Raw genomic sequence first — 20,157 nt, 5'->3', positions numbered from 1 at the left:
CGTGGCGACCATCATGAAGAAAGTGGACGCGGTGATCGTGGGTTTCGGCTGGACCGGCGCGATCATGGCCAAGGAACTGACGGAAGCTGGCCTCAACGTGGTAGCGCTGGAGCGCGGCCCGATGCAGGACACCTACCCGGACGGCAACTATCCCCAGGTTATCGACGAACTGACCTACAGCGTGCGCAAAAAACTCTTTCAGGACATCTCCAAGGAGACGGTGACCATTCGTCATAGCGTGAATGATGTTGCCCTGCCCAACCGTCAGTTGGGTGCGTTCTTGCCGGGCAATGGCGTGGGTGGTGCGGGCCTGCACTGGTCGGGCGTGCATTTTCGCGTCGACCCTATCGAGTTGCGCATGCGCAGCCACTATGAAGAGCGCTACGGCAAGAACTTCATCCCCAAGGACATGACCATCCAGGACTTCGGCGTGAGCTATGAAGAGCTGGAGCCGTTTTTCGACTACGCCGAAAAAGTCTTCGGCACCTCCGGCCAAGCCTGGACCGTAAAAGGCCAGTTGGTGGGTGAAGGCCGTGGCGGCAACCCGTATGCGCCGGATCGCTCCAACCCGTTCCCGCTGGAATCGCAGAAAAACACCGTGTCTGCGCAGTTGTTTCAGAAAGCGGCTACCGACGTCGGCTACAAACCCTACAACCTGCCATCGGCCAATACGTCGGGGCCGTACACCAACCCCTACGGCGCGCAGATGGGGCCGTGCAACTTCTGCGGTTTCTGCAGTGGCTACGTGTGCTACATGTACTCCAAGGCCTCGCCGAACGTAAACATCCTGCCGGCGCTGCGTCAGGTGCCGAACTTTGAGCTGCGGGCCAATTCCCATGTGCTCAAGGTCAACCTCGACAGCACCAAGAGCAAGGCCACCGGCGTGACCTATATCGACGCCCAGGGCCGCGAGTGTGAGCAGCCGGCGGACCTGGTGATCATCGCCTCCTTCCAGTTCAACAACGTGCGCCTCATGTTGCTCTCGGGCATCGGCAAACCCTACGACCCGATTACCAATGAGGGCGTGGTGGGCCGCAACTTTGCCTACCAGAACATGGGCACCATCAAGGCCTTCTTCGACAAGGACACCCACACCAACAACTTCATCGGTGCGGGCGGCAATGGCGTGGCCATCGATGACTTCAACGCGGACAACTTCGACCACGGCCCGCACGGCTTTGTGGGCGGCTCGCCGATGTGGGTCAACCAGGCTGGCAGCCGGCCGATTGCCGGTACGTCCAACCCGCCGGGCACGCCGGCGTGGGGCAGCGCCTGGAAGCGTGCCACCGCCGACTACTACACCCACCAAGTGTCGATGGACTCCCATGGTGCGCATCAATCCTACCGGAGCAACTACCTGGATCTGGACCCGGTTTACCGCGACTCCTACGGCCTGCCGCTGCTGCGGATGACGTTCGACTGGCAGGAAAACGACATCAAGATGAACCGCTTCATGATGGAGAAAATGGGTAAGGTCGCCGCGGCGATGAACCCCAAGGCCATTGCTGTGCTGGGCAAAAAAGTCGGTGAGCAATTCAACACCGCGTCCTACCAGACCACCCACCTCAATGGCGGCGCGATCATGGGCACCGACCCGAAAACCAGTGCGTTGAACCGTTACCTCCAAAGCTGGGATGTACACAACGTGTTTGTTCCGGGTGCATCGGCTTTCCCACAAGGCCTGGGCTACAACCCGACCGGCCTGGTGGCAGCGCTGGCCTATTGGTCGGCGCGAGCGATCCGCGAGCAGTACCTGAAAAACCCCGGCCCACTGGTTCAGGCATAAGGAGCGATGACCATGAAAGCACTTGTTATCGCCAGTTTTGCCCTGTTCAGCAGCTGCTCGGTGAGCGCTGCCGAAACCGATTTGATCAAGCAGGGCGAATACCTGGCCCGTGCCGGTGACTGCGTGGCCTGCCACACCGCCAAGGGTGGCAAACCCTTCGCCGGTGGGCTGCCGATGGAAACCCCGATCGGCGTGATCTATTCCACCAACATCACCCCGGACAAAACCGGCCTGGGCGACTACAGCTTCGAAGACTTCGACAAGGCCGTGCGCCATGGCGTCGCCAAGAACGGTAGTACGCTTTACCCGGCGATGCCGTATCCGTCCTACGCGCGTGTCAGCGACAGTGACATGCAGGCGTTGTATGCGTATTTCATGAAGGGCGTGGAGCCCGTCGCCCAGGAGAACAAGGACAGCGATATTCCCTGGCCCTTGAGCATGCGTTGGCCGTTGGCGGCGTGGCGCTGGATGTTCGCGCCGGCGGTCGAGGCGCATCAGGCGCAAGCCGCCACCGATCCGGTGGTCGCTCGCGGTGCCTATCTGGTTGAAGGCCTCGGCCACTGCGGCGCCTGCCATACACCGCGTGCCCTGACCATGCAGGAAAAAGCCCTCAGCGCGACTGACGGCAACGCGTTCCTGTCTGGCAGTGCGCCGCTGGAAGGCTGGATCGCGAAAAGCCTGCGCGGCGACCACAAGGACGGCCTTGGCAGTTGGAGCGAGGAGCAACTGGTGCAATTCCTCAAGACTGGCCGCAGTGACCGCAGCGCAGTGTTTGGTGGCATGAGTGATGTGGTCGTACACAGCATGCAGTACATGTCCCAGGACGACCTCACCGCGATCGCCCGCTACCTCAAGAGCCTGCCGGCGGTGGATCCTGAAGACCAGCCGCATCAGTACGACAAGCAGGTGGCCGAGGCGCTGTGGAAAGGTGACGACAGCAAGCCGGGCGCGTCGGTGTATATCGACAACTGCGCGGCGTGCCACCGTACCGACGGCCATGGTTACACGCGGGTGTTCCCGGCGCTGGCAGGTAACCCGGTGTTGCAAACGGCGGACGCCACCTCGTTGATCAACATCGTGTTGAACGGCGGCACCTTGCCAGCCACCCACACGGCGCCGTCGACTTTCACCATGCCGGCGTTCGCGTGGCGTCTGTCGGACCAGGAAGTCGCGGATGTGGTCAGTTTCGTCCGTGGCAGCTGGGGCAATAAAGGCGCGCCAGTCAAAGCCAGTGACGTGGCAGATCTGCGCAAGAGCGATATGCGCACCACATCGGGTGACGATTTGGGGCAGGTAACGCAAAAGCACTGATCCTGCCCTGGCCGCCAAACGGCACTGGTCAGAAACCTCGCGCCTCGATACTGTATATAAAAACAGTATCGAGGCGTTTTCATGACTACTGCGCTGCCGCCCAGTGGCCGGGGCACGGCCACTAACCTGCACAACCGCTTTGCGCCGACCGTCAGCGTGGCCGAAGACGACGGCTGGTTCCAGGAAGTGCCGCCGACCCAGGGCACCGAAGTGCGTATCGAAACGGCCAAGAGCATCATCACCCGCAACAACTCGCCGGATTTGCCGTTCGACCGCTCCATCAACCCCTATCGCGGCTGCGAGCATGGCTGCATCTACTGCTATGCGCGGCCCAGCCACGCCTATTGGGACATGTCGCCAGGGCTGGATTTCGAAACCAAACTGATTGCCAAGACCAACGCCGCCGACGTGCTGGAGCAACAGCTGTCGAAGCCAGGTTATGTCTGCGCACCGATCAACCTGGGCTCCAATACCGACCCGTACCAGCCTATCGAACGCGACTACACAATCACCCGGCAAACCCTCGAAGTGCTGCTGCGCTATCGGCACCCGGTAACCATCATCACCAAGGGTTCGCTGATCTTGCGCGACCTCGACCTGCTCACCGAGTTGGCGCGTCAGCGGCTGGTGGCGGTAATGATCAGCCTCACCAGCCTGGACGACGAACTCAAGCGTATCCTGGAGCCGCGCACGGCGGCGCCCAAGGCGCGGTTACGGGCGATTCGGGTGATGCGCGAGGCGGGTATCCCGGTGGGCGTGCTGTGCTCGCCAATGATCCCGATGATCAACGACAGCGAGCTGGAAAGCCTGCTGACCGAGGCCCACGCTGCCGGTGCGCAGAGCGCCGCCTACATGATGTTGCGCTTGCCCTTGGAAGTGGCGCCACTGTTCGAGGAGTGGCTGGCGGCGCATTACCCGCAGCGCGCGGCCCATGTGATGAGCCTGGTGCGCCAGGTGCGCGGTGGTGAGGTGTACGACAGCCGCTTCGGTGTGCGCATGCGTGGCGAGGGGCCGTTTGCTGATTTGTTGGCGCAGCGTTTCAACAAAGCGATCAAGCGGCTGGGGCTGAATCGACGGGAAGGGTTTAATCTGGATTGCACGGCGTTTTGCCCGCCGGGCAGGCAGATGGCATTGTTGTAAACTGAACAGAACGAAGGCGCCATTGCTGTGGAAATAGTCGCGTTTTGATATCACTGAAACCCTCGTTCTAGAGCGGTTCATTCAGTTTGAGTTAAGTTTCGCCGGTTACCTTGTTCAGCGAGTGACTGGTGAGTCGACGCCTTGGTTTGTTTAGTTTTTCAACTTTTCCGATAGCCAGACGTCGAACTGACCTGAACACTCCCCTGCATTAATAAAGAGGATGAATCATGAGTGACAAGGATAAACAGCCGTTGGCTGCGTCGGCTTCAGCCACTCAGGTGGCGGAGTCTGCCGATGCAGCGTTAAAGCACATCGTTGACGGCTTTTTGCATTTCCATCACGACGTCTTCCCGCAGCAGGAAGAACTCTTCAAGAAACTCGCCACGGCCCAGAGCCCACGGGCGATGTTTATTACGTGCGCCGATTCGCGCATCGTCCCCGAGCTGATCACCCAAAGTTCCCCCGGCGATTTGTTCGTGACGCGTAACGTCGGCAACGTGGTGCCGCCCTACGGCCAGATGAACGGCGGGGTTTCCACCGCCATCGAGTACGCGGTACTCGCCCTGGGCGTACAGCACATCATCGTGTGCGGGCACTCCGATTGCGGCGCCATGCGCGCGGTACTCAACCCCGACAGCCTGGAAAAGATGCCGACGGTACGGGCCTGGTTGCGTCACGCCGAAGTCGCCAAGTCCATGGTCGAAGACAATTGCGACTGCGCCAACGAAGGCGAGAGCATGAAGGTGCTGACCGAAGAAAACGTCATCGCCCAATTGCAGCATTTGCGTACCCACCCTTCCGTGGCTTCGCGCATGGCCAATGGTCATTTGTTCATCCATGGTTGGATCTACAACATCGAGACCAGCGAAATCCGCGCTTACGATGCGGACCAGGCGGCATTCAGACCGCTGAACGGTACCGAGCCGATTCCTTGCGCGACGCCTAGAGCGCGCTTCTAAAACACTTCCCTGCCGGGTCAAGCGGTGGCTGCCATGGACGCAGCCAGGCTTTACCGCGCCCGGCGAATCCCTCGGGAGAGCCATCATGCGTGCTGCTCAATTGAAAGCTGTATTGCCACGGGAGCTGCTGGCCTCGGTGGTTGTGTTTCTGGTCGCCCTGCCCTTGTGCATGGGCATCGCGATTGCGTCCGGCATGCCGCCGGCCAAGGGGCTGATCACCGGGATAATCGGTGGCCTGGTAGTGGGTTGGCTGGCGGGTTCGCCACTGCAGGTCAGTGGCCCGGCGGCGGGGCTGGCGGTGTTGGTGTTCGAGTTGGTGCGCCAGCACGGGATGATGATGCTCGGGCCGATTCTGTTGCTGGCGGGTTTCCTGCAACTGGTGGCCGGGCGTTTGCGCCTGGGCTGCTGGTTCCGGGTCACGGCTCCGGCGGTGGTGTACGGCATGCTGGCGGGTATCGGCGTATTGATTGTGCTGTCGCAGGTGCATGTGATGCTCGACGGCGCGCCTAAACCTTCGGGGTTGGATAACCTGGCGGGCTTCCCGGCGGCCATGGCCGAAGCGATCCCGACGCTGGGCGGCGGTCTTGGTTGGCAGGCTGGTTTGCTGGGCCTGTCGACCATGCTGGTGATGTACTGCTGGGATAAATTCCGGCCGCAAACATTGCGCTTCGTACCGGGCGCGTTGTTGGGTGTGGGCCTGGCGACGGTGACCAGCCTGGTGCTGGCGTTGCAGGTCAAGCGCGTGGAGGTGCCGGAAAACCTCGCCGACGCCATCGACTGGCTCCGCCCCAGCGACCTGCTGAACCTGGCCGATCCGCAACTGCTGATCGCCGCCTTCGCCGTCGCGTTTATTGCCAGCGCCGAAACCCTGCTTTCTGCGGCAGCGGTCGATCGGATGCACAGCGGCCAGCGCTCCGATTTCGACAAGGAATTGTCAGCTCAAGGCGTGGGCAACATGCTCTGTGGTTTGGTTGGCGCCTTGCCGATGACCGGCGTGATCGTGCGCAGCTCGGCCAACGTGCAGGCCGGTGCTACTACGCGTCTGTCGGCGATGTTCCATGGTGTGTGGCTGCTGGGCTTTGTGTTGCTGCTGTCGAGCGTGCTGCAAAGCATTCCGGTGGCGAGTTTGGCGGGCGTGCTGGTGTACACCGGGATCAAGCTGGTGGACGTCAAAGCCTTTCGCGCGCTGGGCCGCTATGGTCGGATGCCGATGTTTACCTACGCCGCCACGGCGCTGGCAATCATCTTCACCGACCTGTTGACCGGCGTGTTGGTGGGCTTCGGGCTCACGTTGCTGAAGCTCGCGTTTAAAGCTTCGCGATTGAAAGTCAGCCTGATCGATTTGCCCCAGGACGGTGAGATGGAGCTGCGATTGACCGGTGCCGCGACCTTCCTGAAAGTGCCGGCGCTGACTCAGGTGCTGTCGACGGTGCCTGCGGGGACCACCTTGCATGTGCCGCTGAGCAACCTGAGCTACATCGACCATTCGTGTCTGGAGTTGCTGGAAGAATGGGGCCGGGCCAATGCGGCCAAGGGCTCGACGCTGGTGATCGAGGCGCGGGGGTTGAAGCGCAGGCTCGAAGGCCGAGTGCGGACGACGGTGGGGATAGGTTCGGCGCCTGCCTGAACACCACAAAAATTGTGGGAGCCGGGCTTGCCCGCGATGGCGGTGGATCAGCCAGCTAATGTGCTGACTGACACTCCGCCATCGCGGGCAAGCCCGGCTCCCACAGTGGTTCTATGTTCACTCGGAAAATCAGGCTGGCTGATCCAGCGATAACTCAACGCCCAGTTGCCGCGACAGGCACGGCCAGCGCTTCCACGCCGCTTCCGTTGCCGGGCTTTTGAGCTGTTCGCGATACGCCTCGACCGACTCCAGCGCAAAGCTCTCCTCGTTGAGCATTTCATCTACCGCCAAGTGCACGGCTTCATCCAACTGATTGGCAAATGTTTCACCAATCAGTTGATGGGCAATCAAGTTAGCCACAGTGGTATCCGCCGGAATCAATGGCTGGCCGAAATGCTTGATATACAGGTCGTTGACCTCTTCAACCAAGCGGTGAGCCAGGTAGGCCTCATCCAGCAAGCCGTCCAGGCCTTCATGGCCGGCCAGGATCGCAGGCGGCTGCAGGAAGAAATGCTCGGCGATTTTCAACACCGGTTTGATCTGGCTTTCGATACCGGCTTCGCGGGCCACATCGTTGGCGGCTTCGAGCAAGTCCGGAACCAGTTCGATGTAGGCGGTGACAAAGCGGGTCATGACAATGTTGCGATCACCGTCAGCCAGGGAGATGGCCGAATGCAGGTGCGGCAATTGTTTTTCCAGTTGCTGGGCAAGCTGGCCCGTAGTGGCTTCGTGTTGATGGGCACGGAAAATCTGCTCGCGCAATGCGGCGGTGTTCATGAAGGCTCCAGTGAAACAGGCGTAGGAAAAGGGAGAGGATAAGGTAGCTCGTTTATACGAGCGCCTAAGACGCATTTGTCATAATTATTTCATGGTTATGCGTGTGCGTTATATCGAAATGCCATCGTTCGTCGGATAAACGTTTGCGCGCCCGGTTTTATTGGGTCCGCCCGTCTGTTTTTGCTCATTTGCCCCTACACATTGCGGGGTCGCCCCGGCTGTCTATACTCGGATTTGTACGCAATTAGCTGATGACGCCCAACTGCATGACGCAGGCAAGGCTTGGCGGTTGTAAGCAGTATGGAAGCCGCTCCCTTCGCCGCAGGTGCAAACCGGCGGGATAACAAGAAACATAAAGGGGAACCCGCAATGACGCGACATCCACACGTTTGGATGGGCCTACTATTGTGGTCAGTATTCGGCCAGGCGCACGCCGCCTGGACAACGAATATGGCGCCAGGGGCTACTGAAGTCAGTCACGCCGTGTTTGACCTGCACATGACCATTTTCTGGATCTGTGTGGTGATCGGCATCGTCGTGTTTGGCGCGATGTTCTGGTCGATGATCCTGCACCGCCGGTCTACGGGCCAGGTGGCGGCCAAGTTCCACGAGAGCACCACCGTGGAAATTCTCTGGACCGTAGTGCCCTTGCTGATCCTGGTGGCCATGGCCATTCCGGCGACCAAAACCCTGATCAATATCTACGACAGCAGTGAGTCGGATATCGATATCCAGGTCACCGGCTATCAGTGGAAGTGGCACTACAAATACCTGGGCCAGGACGTGGAGTTCTTCAGCAACCTGGCCACGCCCGCCGAGCAGATCCATAACCAGGCCACCAAGGGCGAGCACTACTTGCTCGAAGTCGACCAGCCGCTGGTGCTGCCGGTGGGCGCCAAGGTGCGCTTTCTGGTGACGGCCGCCGACGTGATCCACTCCTGGTGGGTGCCGGCCTTTGCGGTCAAGCGCGATGCGATCCCCGGCTTCGTCAACGAGGCCTGGACCCGGGTCGAGAAGCCCGGCATCTACCGTGGCCAGTGCGCCGAGCTGTGCGGTAAGGATCACGGCTTCATGCCGATTGTGGTCGAGGTCAAATCCAAGGCCGACTACGACACCTGGCTGGGCGAGCGCAAGGCAGAGGCCGCCAAGCTCAAGGAGCTGACGTCCAAAGAGTGGACGCTGGACGAGCTGGTGGCCCGTGGCGACAAGGTTTACCACACCACCTGCGTGGCCTGTCACCAGGCCGAAGGCCAGGGCTTGCCGCCGATGTTCCCGGCGCTCAAAGGCTCGCCAATTGCCACCGGCGCCAAAGAAGACCACCTGCACCGCGTGTACTTCGGCAAACCCGGCACCGCCATGGCGGCGTTCGGCAAACAGCTGTCGGAAGTCGATATCGCCGCCGTGGTCACCTACGAGCGCAACGCCTGGGGCAACAACAAAGGCGACATGGTCACGCCCAAAGACGTGCTGGCTCTGAAACAGGCGGAAAGCAAATGACGGCCTCAACTGCGTATGCCCTGAACCGCACAGCCCATTCCTTTGCAGGAGAACGGCCATGAGCACTGTGATCGACCATGGTCATGCCGACCATGCCCACGGCCCCGCCAAAGGCTTGATGCGCTGGGTGCTGACCACCAACCACAAAGACATCGGCACCATGTACCTGTGGTTCGCCTTCACCATGTTTCTGCTCGGCGGTTCGTTCGCCATGGTGATCCGCGCCGAGTTGTTCCAGCCAGGCCTGCAAATCGTGCAGCCGGCGTTCTTCAACCAGATGACCACCATGCACGGCCTGATCATGGTGTTTGGCGCGGTGATGCCGGCGTTTGTCGGCCTGGCCAACTGGATGATCCCGCTGATGATCGGCGCGCCGGACATGGCCTTGCCGCGCATGAACAACTTCAGTTTCTGGCTGCTGCCGGCAGCGTTCCTGCTGCTGGTCTCGACGCTGTTCACGCCGGGCGGCGGGCCGAATTTCGGCTGGACCTTCTACGCCCCACTCTCCACCACCTACGCGCCGGAAAGCGTGACGTTCTTCATCTTTGCCATTCACCTGATGGGCATCAGCTCGATCATGGGCGCGATCAACGTGGTCGCCACCATTCTCAACCTGCGCGCGCCTGGCATGACCTTGATGAAAATGCCGCTGTTCGTATGGACCTGGCTGATTACCGCCTTCCTGCTGATCGCGGTGATGCCGGTGCTGGCCGGTTGCGTGACCATGATGTTGATGGACATCCACTTCGGCACCAGCTTTTTCAGTGCGGCCGGTGGCGGTGACCCGGTGCTGTTCCAGCATGTGTTCTGGTTCTTCGGCCACCCCGAGGTGTACATCATGATCCTGCCGGCGTTTGGCGCCGTCAGCTCGATCATCCCGACCTTCTCGCGCAAGCCGCTGTTCGGCTACACCTCGATGGTCTACGCCACGGCGAGCATCGCGTTTCTGTCGTTTATCGTGTGGGCGCACCACATGTTCGTGGTGGGTATTCCGCTGGTGGGCGAGCTGTTCTTCATGTACGCCACGCTGCTGATCGCGGTGCCCACGGGCGTGAAGGTGTTCAACTGGGTGAGCACCATGTGGCAAGGCTCGCTGACTTTCGAGACACCGATGTTGTTTGCCGTGGCTTTTGTGATTCTGTTCACCATTGGCGGTTTCTCCGGGCTGATGCTGGCAATTGCCCCGGCGGACTTCCAGTACCACGACACCTACTTTGTGGTGGCGCACTTCCATTACGTATTGGTGCCCGGGGCGATCTTCGGCATCTTCGCCTCGGCCTACTACTGGCTGCCGAAATGGACCGGCCACATGTACGACGAAACCCTGGGCAAGCTGCACTTCTGGCTGTCCTTTGTGGGCATGAACATGGCGTTCTTCCCGATGCACTTTGTCGGCCTGGCGGGCATGCCGCGCCGGGTGCCGGACTACAACCTGCAGTTCGCCGACTTCAACATGGTCTCCTCGATTGGCGCGTTCATGTTTGGCGCCACGCAGATCTTCTTCCTGTTTATCGTGATCAAGTGCATCCGTGGCGGCCCGCCGGCGCCGGCCAAGCCGTGGGATGGCGCCGAAGGCCTGGAATGGAGCATCCCCTCGCCTGCGCCGTATCACACGTTTACGACGCCGCCGGAGGTCAAGTGAACGCCTTGATGCAGGTCGACTCGGTCTCCTGTGGGAGCTGGCTTGCCTGCGATAGCGGTGTGTCAGGCACAGAATGTATTGCCTGCCAGGGCCTCATCGCAGGCAAGCCAGCTCCCACAGAAAAACCAGAAGCGGGTGAGCGCCATGCTTGAATCCGTCCCCATCAAGCGCCTGGTCACTCGCCTGCTGATCCTGGTAGTGGCCATGTTCGCCTTCGGCTTTGCCTTGGTGCCGATCTACGACGTGATGTGCAAGGCGTTCGGCATCAACGGCAAGACCGCCGGGCAGTACGAAGGCGAGCAGGTGGTGGACCCCACGCGCCAAGTGCGCGTGCAATTCATGTCCACCAATGCCATCGACATGGTCTGGGAATTCCACTCCAAGGCCGATGAGGTCGTTGTCAACCCTGGCGCTGTCACCGAGATGCTGTTCGTGGCCTTCAACCCCACAGATAAACCCATGACCGCCCAGGCCGTGCCGAGTATTTCCCCGGCCGAAGCGGCGATGTATTTCCACAAGACCGAATGTTTTTGCTTCACCCAGCAAGTGCTGCAGCCAGGTCAGCGCATAGAAATGCCCGTGCGCTTTATCGTCGATCGCGCCATGCCCAAGGATGTGAAGCATTTGACTCTGGCATACACGCTGTTTGACATCACTGCGCGTCAACCGCCGGTGGCCGTCCATACCGGCGGTTAGCTACTGTTTGCCCCCTCAATCAGGAGAGCGAATACATGTCGTCTCATGATACGTACTACGTACCAGCGCAAAGCAAATGGCCAATAATTGCTACGTTTGGCATGTTGATCACGGTGTACGGCCTGGCCGTGTGGTTCAACGACCTCAAGGCGGCGCGCCCGGAATCCCACGGCCCGTGGATCTTTTTCGTCGGCGGGCTGTTGCTGGCCTACATGCTGTTCGGCTGGTTCGGCGCGGTGATCAAGGAAAGCCGCGCCGGTTTGTACAGCCCGCAGATGGACCGCTCGTTCCGCTGGGGCATGACCTGGTTCATCTTTTCCGAGGTGATGTTCTTTATCGCGTTCTTCGGCGCACTGTTTTATGTGCGGCATATGTCCGCGCCGTGGCTGGCAGGTGAAGGCTCCAAGGGCGTCGCACACATGCTGTGGCCGAACTTCGAATTTGCCTGGCCGTTGCTCAACAACCCTGACCCGAAAATGTACCCGCCGCCCGAAGGCACCATCAGCCCGTGGGGCTTGCCGCTGGTCAATACGATCTTGCTGGTCAGCTCCAGCGTGACCATCACCATTGCCCACCATGCGTTGCGCAAGGGCCATCGCGGCGCGCTGAAAATCTGGCTGGCGCTGACGGTGCTGCTGGGTTGGGCCTTTTTGGGCTTTCAGGCCGAGGAATACATGCACGCTTACAAAGAGCTGGGCCTGACCCTTGGCTCGGGCGTGTACGGCGCGACGTTCTTCATGCTCACCGGCTTTCACGGCGCCCACGTGACCATCGGCACCATCATTCTGTTCGTGATGCTGATGCGCATCCTCAAGGGGCACTTCAACGCCGAGCACCAGTTCGGTTTTGAGGCGGCCAGTTGGTACTGGCACTTTGTGGATGTGGTGTGGATCGGCCTGTTTTTCTTCGTTTATGTGCTGTGAGGCGTTTTACCACGGTGCATGAGAGACCAACTGGCCGCTGAAAAAGCCCCAGGCGATCAAGCCTACGGTAATCGCGGCCAGTACAACACGCACGGTCAAGGCAGTGACGAGGCGGTTGGAGTTGCCCTCGTCCTTGACCAGAAAGAACAAGCCACTGAACAGGCTCACGACAGTCGCGATCAGCATCAGGGCAATGGCTGCTTTGAGCATGGTCAGGTTCCATTCGGATGGGCGGGCAATGAAAAGGCGGGCAATGAAAACAAGTATAGCCAGCGCCATAAAAGACTTTCGCCCAGGGCTCGCTCCCACGCTGGTGGTGCTGGTATTGCTGCCGCTGATGGTGGGCCTGGGGTTCTGGCAACTGGCTCGCGGGCATGAAAAACAGCTGTTGGTGGACAGCTATGCCGAACGGCGTGTGGCTGAGCCGGTCAGCAGTGTGCAGCTCGAGGGCATGGCTGACCCGGCCTTTCGCCGGGTGCGCCTGCGCGGCCAGTTCGATGCTGAGCACAGCGTGCTGCTCGACAACCGCATGCGCGACGGCAAGGCCGGTGTTGAACTCCTGCAGCCCTTTCACGACCAGGCCAGCGGCGAATGGCTGCTACTCAATCGCGGCTGGTTGCCGTGGCCGGACCGGCGCACGCCGCCCGTGTTCACCACGCCTGAACAACCTCTGAATCTGGATGCCTGGGTGTACATCGCGCCCGGCGAAACCTTCCAACTGCACGCCGACCCCGCCACCACGCAATGGCCGCGCTTGCTGACTGCGTTGCATCCCGCCGCGCTCTGGGCGGAGTTGGGCCGCAGCGGTTTCGCCTATGAGTTGCGCGCCGAACCTGGCCCCGGCACCTACGACACTACCTGGCCGGTGGTTGCCATGGGCCCGGAAAAACACTTGGGCTACGCCGTGCAGTGGTTCGCCATGGCACTGGCGTTGCTGGCGCTTTACCTCTACCTCGGATGGCATAACAAAAAGGAGAAACCCCATGGGAGCGGCCATGAATCCACCCAGCACGTCTGAGGCACCCGACCGGCGCAAAGGCCGCTGGCAGCTTATTTTGATCCTGATGATGGTGATCGGCCCGATGGCGCTGGCCACCTTTATGTACAAGTTGCAGTTCTGGGTGCCCGACAGCCGCAGTTACCACGGCGAGATGATCGGCAACGGCCAGACCCGCGCCGACATCGGCGTGCAGGCCGATGAAGATCGCTGGCAACTGTTGGTTACCGCGCCCACCGCCTGCGCCGCTGAGTGCCAGCAACTGGTGTACCTGGCGCGCCAGCTGCAAATCAGCCTGGGCCGCGATGCCTCCCGCGCCAGCCATGCCCTGGCCAGCGCGCAGCCGGTGAGCACGGATTACGACGCCAAGCTCAAGGCCGAATACCCACAACTGCAGCGCTACCCGCTGGACCTGACCACCTTCAGTAAAAACGCGGCTGCGCCGGGTGAGGCGCAACTGTGGATCGTCGACCCGCACGGCAACCTGGTGCTGCGCTACGACGCCAAGGTCAAGGGCAAGGACTTGCTCAACGACCTGCGCTTGCTGCTGAAACTGTCGAACATCGGATAAGGGCATCGTCATGGCCAAACCTGGATTTCGCCTCGCGTTGTTTGCCACCTTGCTGGCGCTGCTGGTCGTGCTGCTCGGCGCCTACACGCGCCTGACCCACGCTGGCCTCGGCTGCCCGGACTGGCCGGGCTGCTACGGGTTTATCAGCGTGCCGCAAAGCGAAGCCCAGCTGGCGCATGCCGAGCTGCATTTTCCCGATACGCCGGTAGAAGCCGACAAGGGCTGGGCCGAGATGACCCATCGCTACTTCGCCGGCACCTTGGGCTTGCTGATCGTGCTGCTGGCGGCGCGCTCGTGGAGCCATCGGCGTGATCCGGGGCAGCCAGTGAAACTGCTGCTGTTTGTGTTGGCGGTGGTGTTTGCCCAGGCGGCGTTCGGTATGTGGACGGTGACGCTGAAGTTGTGGCCGCAAGTGGTCACGGGGCATTTGCTTGGCGGCTTTGCAACCTTGAGCCTGCTGTTTCTGCTCATCTTGCGACTGTCCGGCGTGTTGCCCGCTTTGATCGTGCCCAAGCGCCTGCAGTATTGGGCCACGGCGGGCCTGGTGCTGGTGATCGGGCAGATCGCGCTGGGCGGTTGGGTCAGTTCAAACTACGCGGCGGTGGCCTGTGTCGACCTGCCGACGTGTCATGGCGAGTGGTGGCCGGCGGCGGACTTTGCCAACGGGTTTCACCTCACCCAGCATATCGGCCCCAATTACCTCGGCGGCCAGCTCGACAGTGAGGCGCGCACGGCCATCCACCTGACCCATCGCATCGGTGCTGTGCTGGTGACGCTGGTGCTGCTGGGGCTGGCCTGGCAATTGCGCGCCGTGGGCATGACGCGGCTGGCAGGCCTGCTGCTGATCGCCCTGGCGGCGCAAATCTGCCTGGGCGTGAGCAATGTGGCGTTCGGCTTGCCGCTGCCGGTGGCGGTCGGGCACAACGCCGGTGGGGCGGGGTTATTGCTGACGCTGGTGCTGGTTAACTACCACGCCCGTACCAGCCTCGTCCGGGTGCGCAATCAGTTGCCGTTTGGCTGGCGTTTTATCCCGCGCAAACACGTATCGGGCCTCATCACCCTTAAAGGAGAGATGCCATGGCGACCTTGATCGGCGCGCGTCACGATCGGGCGATCTGGCGGGATTACCTGGAGCTGACCAAGCCGAAAGTGGTGGTGCTGATGCTCATCACGTCCTTGGTGGGCATGTTCCTCGCGACCCGCGCCGGGGTGCCATGGACGGTGCTGGTGTTCGGCAATTTGGGCATTGCCCTGTGCGCCGGAGGTGCGGCGGCGGTCAACCATGTGGTGGATCGGCGCATCGATGCGGTGATGGCGCGCACGCATAAACGGCCGTTGGCAGAAGGGCGCGTGTCGCCCGTGGCGGCATTGGCGTTTGCATTGTTTCTGGCAGTTGCAGGTTTGGCCTTGTTGCTGGCTTTCACCAACCCGTTGGCGGCCTGGCTCACGTTGGCCTCATTGCTGGGTTACGCGGTGATCTACACCGGTTTTCTCAAGCGTGCCACGCCACAAAATATCGTGATCGGCGGCCTGGCCGGTGCGGCGCCGCCGCTGCTCGGCTGGGTCGCGGTTACCGGGCATGTCAGCGCCGAGCCGCTGCTGCTGGTGCTGATCATCTTCGCCTGGACCCCGCCGCACTTCTGGGCCCTGGCCATTCACCGCAAAGAGGAATACGCCAAGGCCGATATCCCGATGCTGCCGGTCACCCACGGCGAGCACTACACCAAGGTGCATATCCTGCTCTACACCTTCGCCCTGCTGGCGGTGAGCTTCATGCCCTATGTGATCCATATGAGCGGCCTGCTGTACCTGGCGTGTGCGCTGGTATTGGGCGGGCGCTTTCTGCAATGGGCCTGGGTGCTGTACCGTGGCAGCAAGCCGCACGCGGCGATCAACACGTTCAAGTACTCTATCTGGTACTTGCTGCTGCTGTTTATCGCGCTGCTCGTCGACCACTACCTATTGTTGAACCTATGACTCGAACTCAAAAAACCGTCTTCATCCTGGTGGCCATCGTCGCGTTGATCATGGGCCTGACCGTTAACAAAGTGCTCAGCGGCAAAGGCCAGGGCGACCCTACCGCGCTGATCGACGCCGGCATTATCCTGCTGCCGCAAAGCCGCCAGCTGCCGCCGGTGACCATGACCAATCAGGACGGCCAGCCGGTGGTGGTCAACGAGTTGAAAGGCAAATGGAGCCTGCTGTTCTTCGGTTACACCTTCTGCCCCGACATCTGCCCGACCACCCTCGCGCAACTGCGCCAGATCAAGAGCGAGCTGCCTAAAGAGGCGGTGGATAAGTTGCAGGTGATCCTGGTCAGCGTTGACCCGAACCGCGACACGCCGACCCAGCTCAAGCAGTACCTGGGCTACTTCGACCCGCAATTCGAAGGCCTGACCGGCGCGAATGTAGCGGATGTGCAGAAGGTCTCGAATGCGGTGAGCATTCCGTTTATTCCGGCCGATACCAGCAAACCCAACTACACCGTGGACCACAGCGGCAACCTGGCGCTGATCGGCCCGGACGGCACGCAGCGTGGGTTTATTCGTGCGCCGTTGAATAATCAAAAGCTGGTGGCGCAGTTGCCGGGTTTGCTACAGCGCAAGTAGGCCAATCACCAAGCTAACCAACAACACAAATAACCTGTGGGAGCTGGCTTGCCTGCGATAGCGGTGGGCCTGCTTGCATCTCAGTTGCTGACCCACCGCCATCGCAGGCAAGCCAGCTCCCACAGTGGTTTTGTGCAAGGTTTGAACAGGGTGTCGTCGGAGATTTCCCACGTGTTGTCGCGCTGTGCGTGAACTTGTTGGACGGTCTTGGGGTGGCTAGTCTTTGGCCTGTCGCTGCAAATTCAGTGACAGGGCGTAGGAACCCTTTTATGTACCCTTGGCGTCATAGCGCCACCGTCTGATTGCGGCGTTTTTTTTGTGCCCGTACTATCAGTCGCGGCGGCTATGCGCGGGCACGTTTCGACGTGGCTGAGATCCCTGGGTACTCGGTTCCTACCCCGCGTATGGCTGCCACCCATGCCCGTAGGAAGGCTGTTGGAAGCTCCTGTTCATACCCGGAGTTGTCCCAATGCAATCACTTACCCCTGATCCACCGATCACACCCAAAGTCTTCACCCGCCACCATCACCAGCTGCACGCTGTGTTGATAGACAACCAGCCATGGTTCAGCGCCTGCGACATCGGCCACCTGATGGGCCTGCACCTGAACCCTGCGCTACTGCGCAAGCTCGATCCCGACCAACAACACACCCTGGCGCTGATCACTCATGGCCACTGTGCGCCGACGTTGATGGTCAGTGAGTCTGGCGTCTACGCGCTGCTTATCTACCACTACTACCCGGAGAATCGGTGCCTGCGCCAATGGTTGACCCATGAGGTGGTGCCAGCCCTGCGCTGACAGCAAAAGCCACGCAAAGCTGGTGGCAGAGTTGCCGGTTTTGCTCCAGCGCAAATGATCGTTCCCACGCTCTGCGTGGGAATGCCTCCTGTGACGCTCTGCGTCGCGGCCTCAACAGCGGGACGCAGAGCGTCCCGGGCTGCATTCCCACGCGGAGCGTGGGAACGATCACAACACAAAACAAATGTGGGAGCTGGCTTGCCTGCGATAGCGGCAGGCCAGTCAACATCTTCAGTGACTGACACTCTGCTATCGCGGGCAAGCCAGCTCCCACATTAGGTTTACGGTGTAGCTCTGGATCAGAACGCCGGCAGAATCGCGCCTTTGTACTTCTCAAGAATGAACGCTTTCACTTCTGGCGTGTGCAGGGCTGCAACCAGCTTCTTCACCGCGTCCGAATCCTTGTTGTCGTCGCGGGTCACCAGGATGTTCACGTAAGGCGAGTCGTTGCCTTCGATCACCAGCGCATCCTTGGATGGATCCAGCTTGGCTTCCAGGGCGTAGTTGGTGTTGATCAGCGCCAGGTCGACCTGGGTCAGCACGCGCGGTAGGGTGGCGGCTTCCAGTTCGCGGAATTTCAGGTTTTTTGGGTTGCCGCTGATGTCCTTGATGGTCGACAGGATGTTGGTCGGGTCCTTCAGGGTGATCAGGTTGTGCTTGGCCAGCAGCAGCAGGGCGCGACCGCCGTTGGTGGCGTCGTTAGGGATCACGACGTTGGAGCCGCTTGGCAGGTCTTCCAGCTTTTTGTACTTGCTGGAGTAGGCGCCCAGTGGCTCCAGGTGTACCGCGGCAACGCTTACCAGGTGAGTGCCCTTGGTTTTGTTGAACTCATCCAGGTACGGCTGGTGCTGGAAGAAGTTGGCGTCCAGGCGTTTTTCAGCCACCTGTACGTTCGGCTGCACGTAGTCGGTGAAGACTTTGACCTGCAAATTAACGCCTTCTTTGGCGAGTGCAGGCTTCACGAATTCGAGGATTTCCGCGTGGGGCACCGGCGATGCAGCGACTGTAATAGTCTCGGCAGCATGGGCAGAAAACGCGGCAACGGCGGCGAAAGCAACCAGTAGTTTTTTCATCCAACAAGCTCCTTGTTCGGGCATGTGCCGGCGGGGGCCGGCAATGGCGGTTATTTTCGAGAGTAGTGTGTCACCAGCTTATCGCCGATGGTTTGCAGAATCTGTACCAGCACAATCAACATCACGACGGTGACGACCATCACGTCGTCCTGGAAACGTTGGTAACCATAGCGGATCGCCAGGTCGCCCAGCCCGCCAGCACCCACGACGCCTGCCATGGCGGTGTAACCCACCAGAGCAATAGCGGTGACGGTGATGGCCGCAATGATGCCGGGTTTAGCCTCTGGCAGCAGTGCCTTGGTGATGATCTGCCGAGTGGTGGCGCCCATGGCTTGAGTCGCCTCGATGATGCCGCGATCCACCTCGCGCAATGCGGTTTCCACCAGGCGCGCGAAGAACGTCGAAGCGCCCACCACCAAAGGTGGAATCGCGCCGGCCACACCGAGCGAAGTGCCGGTGATAAAGATCGTCGTAGGGATCATCACAATCAGCAGAATGATAAACGGCAGAGAGCGTATGGCGTTGACGATAAATGCCAGCACGCCATAGGTGGCTTTCTGCTCGAGCAACTGACGTGGGCTGAACAGAAACAGCAGAACGCCCAGCGGCAAGCCAACCAGTACGGTGAACACCAGCGAGGTGCTGAGCATCAGCATGGTGTCGCCGGTGGCAACCCAGATGTCGGCCCAGTCAACTTTGTCGAAGTAATGCAGTAACACGTCCATTAACGCAGGACCTCCATATGCACATCGGCTGCGGTAAAGCGGGCGAAGGCCGCTTCCATGTCACCGCCGGTGATGGCCAGGGTCAGTTGCCCGTAGGGGGTATCTTTGATGTGGTCGATGCGACCGGCAAGGATGCTGTAGTCCACTCCCGTTTCGCGGGCGACGGTCCCCAGCAATGGCGCGTAGGTCGCTTCGCCCTGGAACGTCAGGCGCACGATGCGGCCCGGTACATGGGCAAACACATCACGCTGCTCGCCTTCATCGACTTGCTCGGCTTCTTGCACAAAGCGCTTGGTGGTCGGGTGCTTGGGGTGCAGGAACACCTCGGCCACCGAGCCTTGCTCGACGATCACGCCGGCGTCCATCACGGCGACCTGGTCGCACACGCGGCGGATCACGTCCATTTCATGGGTGATCAGCACGATGGTCAGCTTCAACTCGCGGTTGATCTCGGCCAACAATTTGAGCACCGAGGCGGTGGTCTGCGGGTCGAGGGCGCTGGTGGCTTCGTCGCACAGCAGAATTTTTGGCTTGGTCGCCAGGGCGCGGGCGATGCCGACGCGCTGCTTCTGGCCGCCGGACAACTGCGCCGGGTACTTCTTGGCATGGTCCGACAGGCCCACGCGGGCGAGCAGTTCAGCCACGCGCAGGTCGATGTCTTTACGCGACAATTCGCCGGCCAGGGTCAGCGGCAATGCCACGTTGTCGGCAACGGTCTTGGACGCCAGCAGGTTGAAGTGCTGGAAGATCATCCCCACTTGCTGGCGAAAACGGCGCAGGCCGTTGGCGTCCAGGGCGGTGACTTCCTCACCGTCGACGTTGATCTGACCGCCGCTGGGTTGTTCCAGGCGATTGATCAGGCGCAGCAGGGTACTTTTGCCCGCACCGGAGTGGCCAATCAGGCCGAACACCTGGCCGTTTTCGACGCGCAGGCTGGTGGGGTGCAGGGCGGGGATTTCCTTACCGGCGACGCGGTAGGTTTTATGGACGTTATGAAACTCGATCACGTAGCGAACCTTGTGGGG

19 protein-coding genes and 1 pseudogene are annotated in these 20,157 nt (G+C 60.8%); 15 read left to right on the top strand and 5 right to left on the bottom strand.

Annotation, left to right across the window (positions count from 1 at the left end; genetic code table 11):
• Position 1: 1 nt before the first annotated feature.
• The 5 genes from HX790_RS25970 to HX790_RS25950 all read left to right on the top strand — a co-directional run bounded on the left by HX790_RS25970 (position 2) and on the right by HX790_RS25950 (position 6,823).
• Positions 2-1,786 carry a GMC family oxidoreductase gene (locus HX790_RS25970; RefSeq protein WP_017137909.1) on the top strand — a complete coding sequence of 595 codons (1,785 nt, stop codon included), beginning with the start codon at positions 2-4 and terminating at the stop codon, positions 1,784-1,786.
• A 12-nt stretch (positions 1,787-1,798) separates the two neighbouring features.
• Entirely contained in the window at positions 1,799-3,097 is a 1,299-nt protein-coding gene (locus HX790_RS25965) for a cytochrome c (protein WP_176992441.1), read from the top strand.
• Positions 3,098-3,178: 81 nt separating this feature from the next.
• A complete protein-coding gene (locus HX790_RS25960) occupies positions 3,179-4,237 on the top strand; it encodes a PA0069 family radical SAM protein (RefSeq protein WP_176992440.1) in 1,059 nt (352 codons plus the stop codon).
• Between the two features lie 227 nt (positions 4,238-4,464).
• A complete protein-coding gene (locus HX790_RS25955; protein ID WP_017137905.1) occupies positions 4,465-5,196 on the top strand; it encodes a carbonic anhydrase in 732 nt (243 codons plus the stop codon).
• A gap of 85 nt (positions 5,197-5,281) precedes the next feature.
• Positions 5,282-6,823: a SulP family inorganic anion transporter gene (locus HX790_RS25950; RefSeq protein ID WP_017137904.1), complete on the top strand. Its 1,542-nt coding sequence runs from the start codon at positions 5,282-5,284 to the stop codon at positions 6,821-6,823.
• A gap of 129 nt (positions 6,824-6,952) precedes the next feature.
• Here HX790_RS25950 and HX790_RS25945 read toward each other — a convergent pair whose 3' ends face one another.
• Entirely contained in the window at positions 6,953-7,600 is a 648-nt protein-coding gene (locus HX790_RS25945) for a hypothetical protein (protein WP_176992439.1), read from the bottom strand.
• Positions 7,601-7,969: 369 nt separating this feature from the next.
• Between HX790_RS25945 and coxB the strand changes: the two genes are divergently transcribed.
• The 4 genes from coxB (at position 7,970) to HX790_RS25925 (ending at position 12,358) form a co-directional block, all read left to right on the top strand.
• Entirely contained in the window at positions 7,970-9,097 is a 1,128-nt protein-coding gene (coxB, locus tag HX790_RS25940) for a cytochrome c oxidase subunit II (protein ID WP_017137902.1), read from the top strand.
• Positions 9,098-9,155: 58 nt separating this feature from the next.
• Positions 9,156-10,739: a cytochrome c oxidase subunit I gene (ctaD, locus tag HX790_RS25935; RefSeq protein WP_017137901.1), complete on the top strand. Its 1,584-nt coding sequence runs from the start codon at positions 9,156-9,158 to the stop codon at positions 10,737-10,739.
• Between the two features lie 144 nt (positions 10,740-10,883).
• Positions 10,884-11,435 (top strand): cytochrome c oxidase assembly protein, encoded by a 552-nt coding sequence (locus tag HX790_RS25930; protein WP_170040734.1) that lies wholly within the window; start codon positions 10,884-10,886, stop codon positions 11,433-11,435.
• A 35-nt stretch (positions 11,436-11,470) separates the two neighbouring features.
• Complete coding sequence (locus tag HX790_RS25925; RefSeq protein ID WP_017137899.1) at positions 11,471-12,358, top strand: cytochrome c oxidase subunit 3; 888 nt, start codon at positions 11,471-11,473, stop codon at positions 12,356-12,358.
• 6 nt (positions 12,359-12,364) lie between these two features.
• Here HX790_RS25925 and HX790_RS25920 read toward each other — a convergent pair whose 3' ends face one another.
• Entirely contained in the window at positions 12,365-12,568 is a 204-nt protein-coding gene (locus HX790_RS25920) for a twin transmembrane helix small protein (RefSeq protein WP_016969525.1), read from the bottom strand.
• A 43-nt stretch (positions 12,569-12,611) separates the two neighbouring features.
• On the opposite strand from HX790_RS25920, the gene HX790_RS25915 reads away from it, so the two are divergent.
• The 6 genes and pseudogenes from HX790_RS25915 to HX790_RS25890 all read left to right on the top strand — a co-directional run.
• Positions 12,612-13,376: an SURF1 family protein gene (locus HX790_RS25915; RefSeq protein WP_017137897.1), complete on the top strand. Its 765-nt coding sequence runs from the start codon at positions 12,612-12,614 to the stop codon at positions 13,374-13,376.
• Positions 13,342-13,926 (top strand): hypothetical protein, encoded by a 585-nt coding sequence (locus HX790_RS25910; protein ID WP_017137896.1) that lies wholly within the window; start codon positions 13,342-13,344, stop codon positions 13,924-13,926. Before HX790_RS25915 ends, HX790_RS25910 begins: the two co-directional genes overlap by 35 nt.
• 10 nt (positions 13,927-13,936) lie before the next feature.
• Complete coding sequence (locus HX790_RS25905) at positions 13,937-15,016, top strand: heme A synthase (protein WP_176992438.1); 1,080 nt, start codon at positions 13,937-13,939, stop codon at positions 15,014-15,016.
• Positions 15,004-15,903, top strand: coding sequence for a heme o synthase (gene cyoE / locus HX790_RS25900; RefSeq protein ID WP_017137894.1), 900 nt, complete (start codon positions 15,004-15,006; stop codon positions 15,901-15,903). Before HX790_RS25905 ends, cyoE begins: the two co-directional genes overlap by 13 nt.
• The gene (locus HX790_RS25895; protein ID WP_017137893.1) at positions 15,900-16,535 is read left to right on the top strand and encodes an SCO family protein; all 636 of its coding nucleotides are present in this window, start codon (positions 15,900-15,902) and stop codon (positions 16,533-16,535) included. The genes cyoE and HX790_RS25895 overlap by 4 nt, the downstream gene beginning before the upstream one ends.
• 469 nt (positions 16,536-17,004) lie before the next feature.
• Positions 17,005-17,331 (top strand): annotated as a pseudogene (locus tag HX790_RS25890) (Bro-N domain-containing protein); the annotation flags it as partial.
• Between the two features lie 302 nt (positions 17,332-17,633).
• Here HX790_RS25890 and HX790_RS25885 read toward each other — a convergent pair.
• From HX790_RS25885 to HX790_RS25875, 3 genes are read right to left on the bottom strand one after another with little or no spacing between them, the layout of a single operon-like run.
• Complete coding sequence (locus tag HX790_RS25885; RefSeq protein WP_176992437.1) at positions 17,634-18,407, bottom strand: MetQ/NlpA family ABC transporter substrate-binding protein; 774 nt, start codon at positions 18,405-18,407, stop codon at positions 17,634-17,636.
• A gap of 50 nt (positions 18,408-18,457) precedes the next feature.
• Positions 18,458-19,132: a methionine ABC transporter permease gene (locus HX790_RS25880; RefSeq protein ID WP_017139104.1), complete on the bottom strand. Its 675-nt coding sequence runs from the start codon at positions 19,130-19,132 to the stop codon at positions 18,458-18,460.
• Positions 19,132-20,139 carry a methionine ABC transporter ATP-binding protein gene (locus tag HX790_RS25875; RefSeq protein ID WP_017139103.1) on the bottom strand — a complete coding sequence of 336 codons (1,008 nt, stop codon included), beginning with the start codon at positions 20,137-20,139 and terminating at the stop codon, positions 19,132-19,134. Before HX790_RS25875 ends, HX790_RS25880 begins: the two co-directional genes overlap by 1 nt.
• Positions 20,140-20,157: the final 18 nt, after the last annotated feature.

This window comes from Pseudomonas sp. IPO3747, assembly GCF_013385245.1.
Taxonomy (GTDB): domain Bacteria; phylum Pseudomonadota; class Gammaproteobacteria; order Pseudomonadales; family Pseudomonadaceae; genus Aquipseudomonas; species Aquipseudomonas edaphica.
The sequence above is the reverse complement of the archived record's forward strand: the minus strand, read 5'-3'. Positions and strand labels throughout refer to the sequence as shown.

What these genes read in the sequence shown, in the direction of transcription:
- HX790_RS25920 (WP_016969525.1), bottom strand. Translation starts at nt 12,568, where the DNA reads ATGCTCAAAGCAGCCATTGCCCTGATGCTGATCGCGACTGTCGTGAGC.
- HX790_RS25880 (WP_017139104.1), bottom strand. Translation starts at nt 19,132, where the DNA reads ATGGACGTGTTACTGCATTACTTCGACAAAGTTGACTGGGCCGACATC.
- HX790_RS25925 (WP_017137899.1), top strand. Translation starts at nt 11,471, where the DNA reads ATGTCGTCTCATGATACGTACTACGTACCAGCGCAAAGCAAATGGCCA.
- HX790_RS25885 (WP_176992437.1), bottom strand. Translation starts at nt 18,407, where the DNA reads ATGAAAAAACTACTGGTTGCTTTCGCCGCCGTTGCCGCGTTTTCTGCC.
- HX790_RS25955 (WP_017137905.1), top strand. Translation starts at nt 4,465, where the DNA reads ATGAGTGACAAGGATAAACAGCCGTTGGCTGCGTCGGCTTCAGCCACT.
- HX790_RS25915 (WP_017137897.1), top strand. Translation starts at nt 12,612, where the DNA reads ATGAAAACAAGTATAGCCAGCGCCATAAAAGACTTTCGCCCAGGGCTC.
- HX790_RS25895 (WP_017137893.1), top strand. Translation starts at nt 15,900, where the DNA reads ATGACTCGAACTCAAAAAACCGTCTTCATCCTGGTGGCCATCGTCGCG.
- cyoE (WP_017137894.1), top strand. Translation starts at nt 15,004, where the DNA reads ATGGCGACCTTGATCGGCGCGCGTCACGATCGGGCGATCTGGCGGGAT.
- HX790_RS25930 (WP_170040734.1), top strand. Translation starts at nt 10,884, where the DNA reads ATGCTTGAATCCGTCCCCATCAAGCGCCTGGTCACTCGCCTGCTGATC.
- HX790_RS25960 (WP_176992440.1), top strand. Translation starts at nt 3,179, where the DNA reads ATGACTACTGCGCTGCCGCCCAGTGGCCGGGGCACGGCCACTAACCTG.
- ctaD (WP_017137901.1), top strand. Translation starts at nt 9,156, where the DNA reads ATGAGCACTGTGATCGACCATGGTCATGCCGACCATGCCCACGGCCCC.
- coxB (WP_017137902.1), top strand. Translation starts at nt 7,970, where the DNA reads ATGACGCGACATCCACACGTTTGGATGGGCCTACTATTGTGGTCAGTA.
- HX790_RS25950 (WP_017137904.1), top strand. Translation starts at nt 5,282, where the DNA reads ATGCGTGCTGCTCAATTGAAAGCTGTATTGCCACGGGAGCTGCTGGCC.
- HX790_RS25905 (WP_176992438.1), top strand. Translation starts at nt 13,937, where the DNA reads ATGGCCAAACCTGGATTTCGCCTCGCGTTGTTTGCCACCTTGCTGGCG.
- HX790_RS25910 (WP_017137896.1), top strand. Translation starts at nt 13,342, where the DNA reads ATGGGAGCGGCCATGAATCCACCCAGCACGTCTGAGGCACCCGACCGG.
- HX790_RS25965 (WP_176992441.1), top strand. Translation starts at nt 1,799, where the DNA reads ATGAAAGCACTTGTTATCGCCAGTTTTGCCCTGTTCAGCAGCTGCTCG.
- HX790_RS25945 (WP_176992439.1), bottom strand. Translation starts at nt 7,600, where the DNA reads ATGAACACCGCCGCATTGCGCGAGCAGATTTTCCGTGCCCATCAACAC.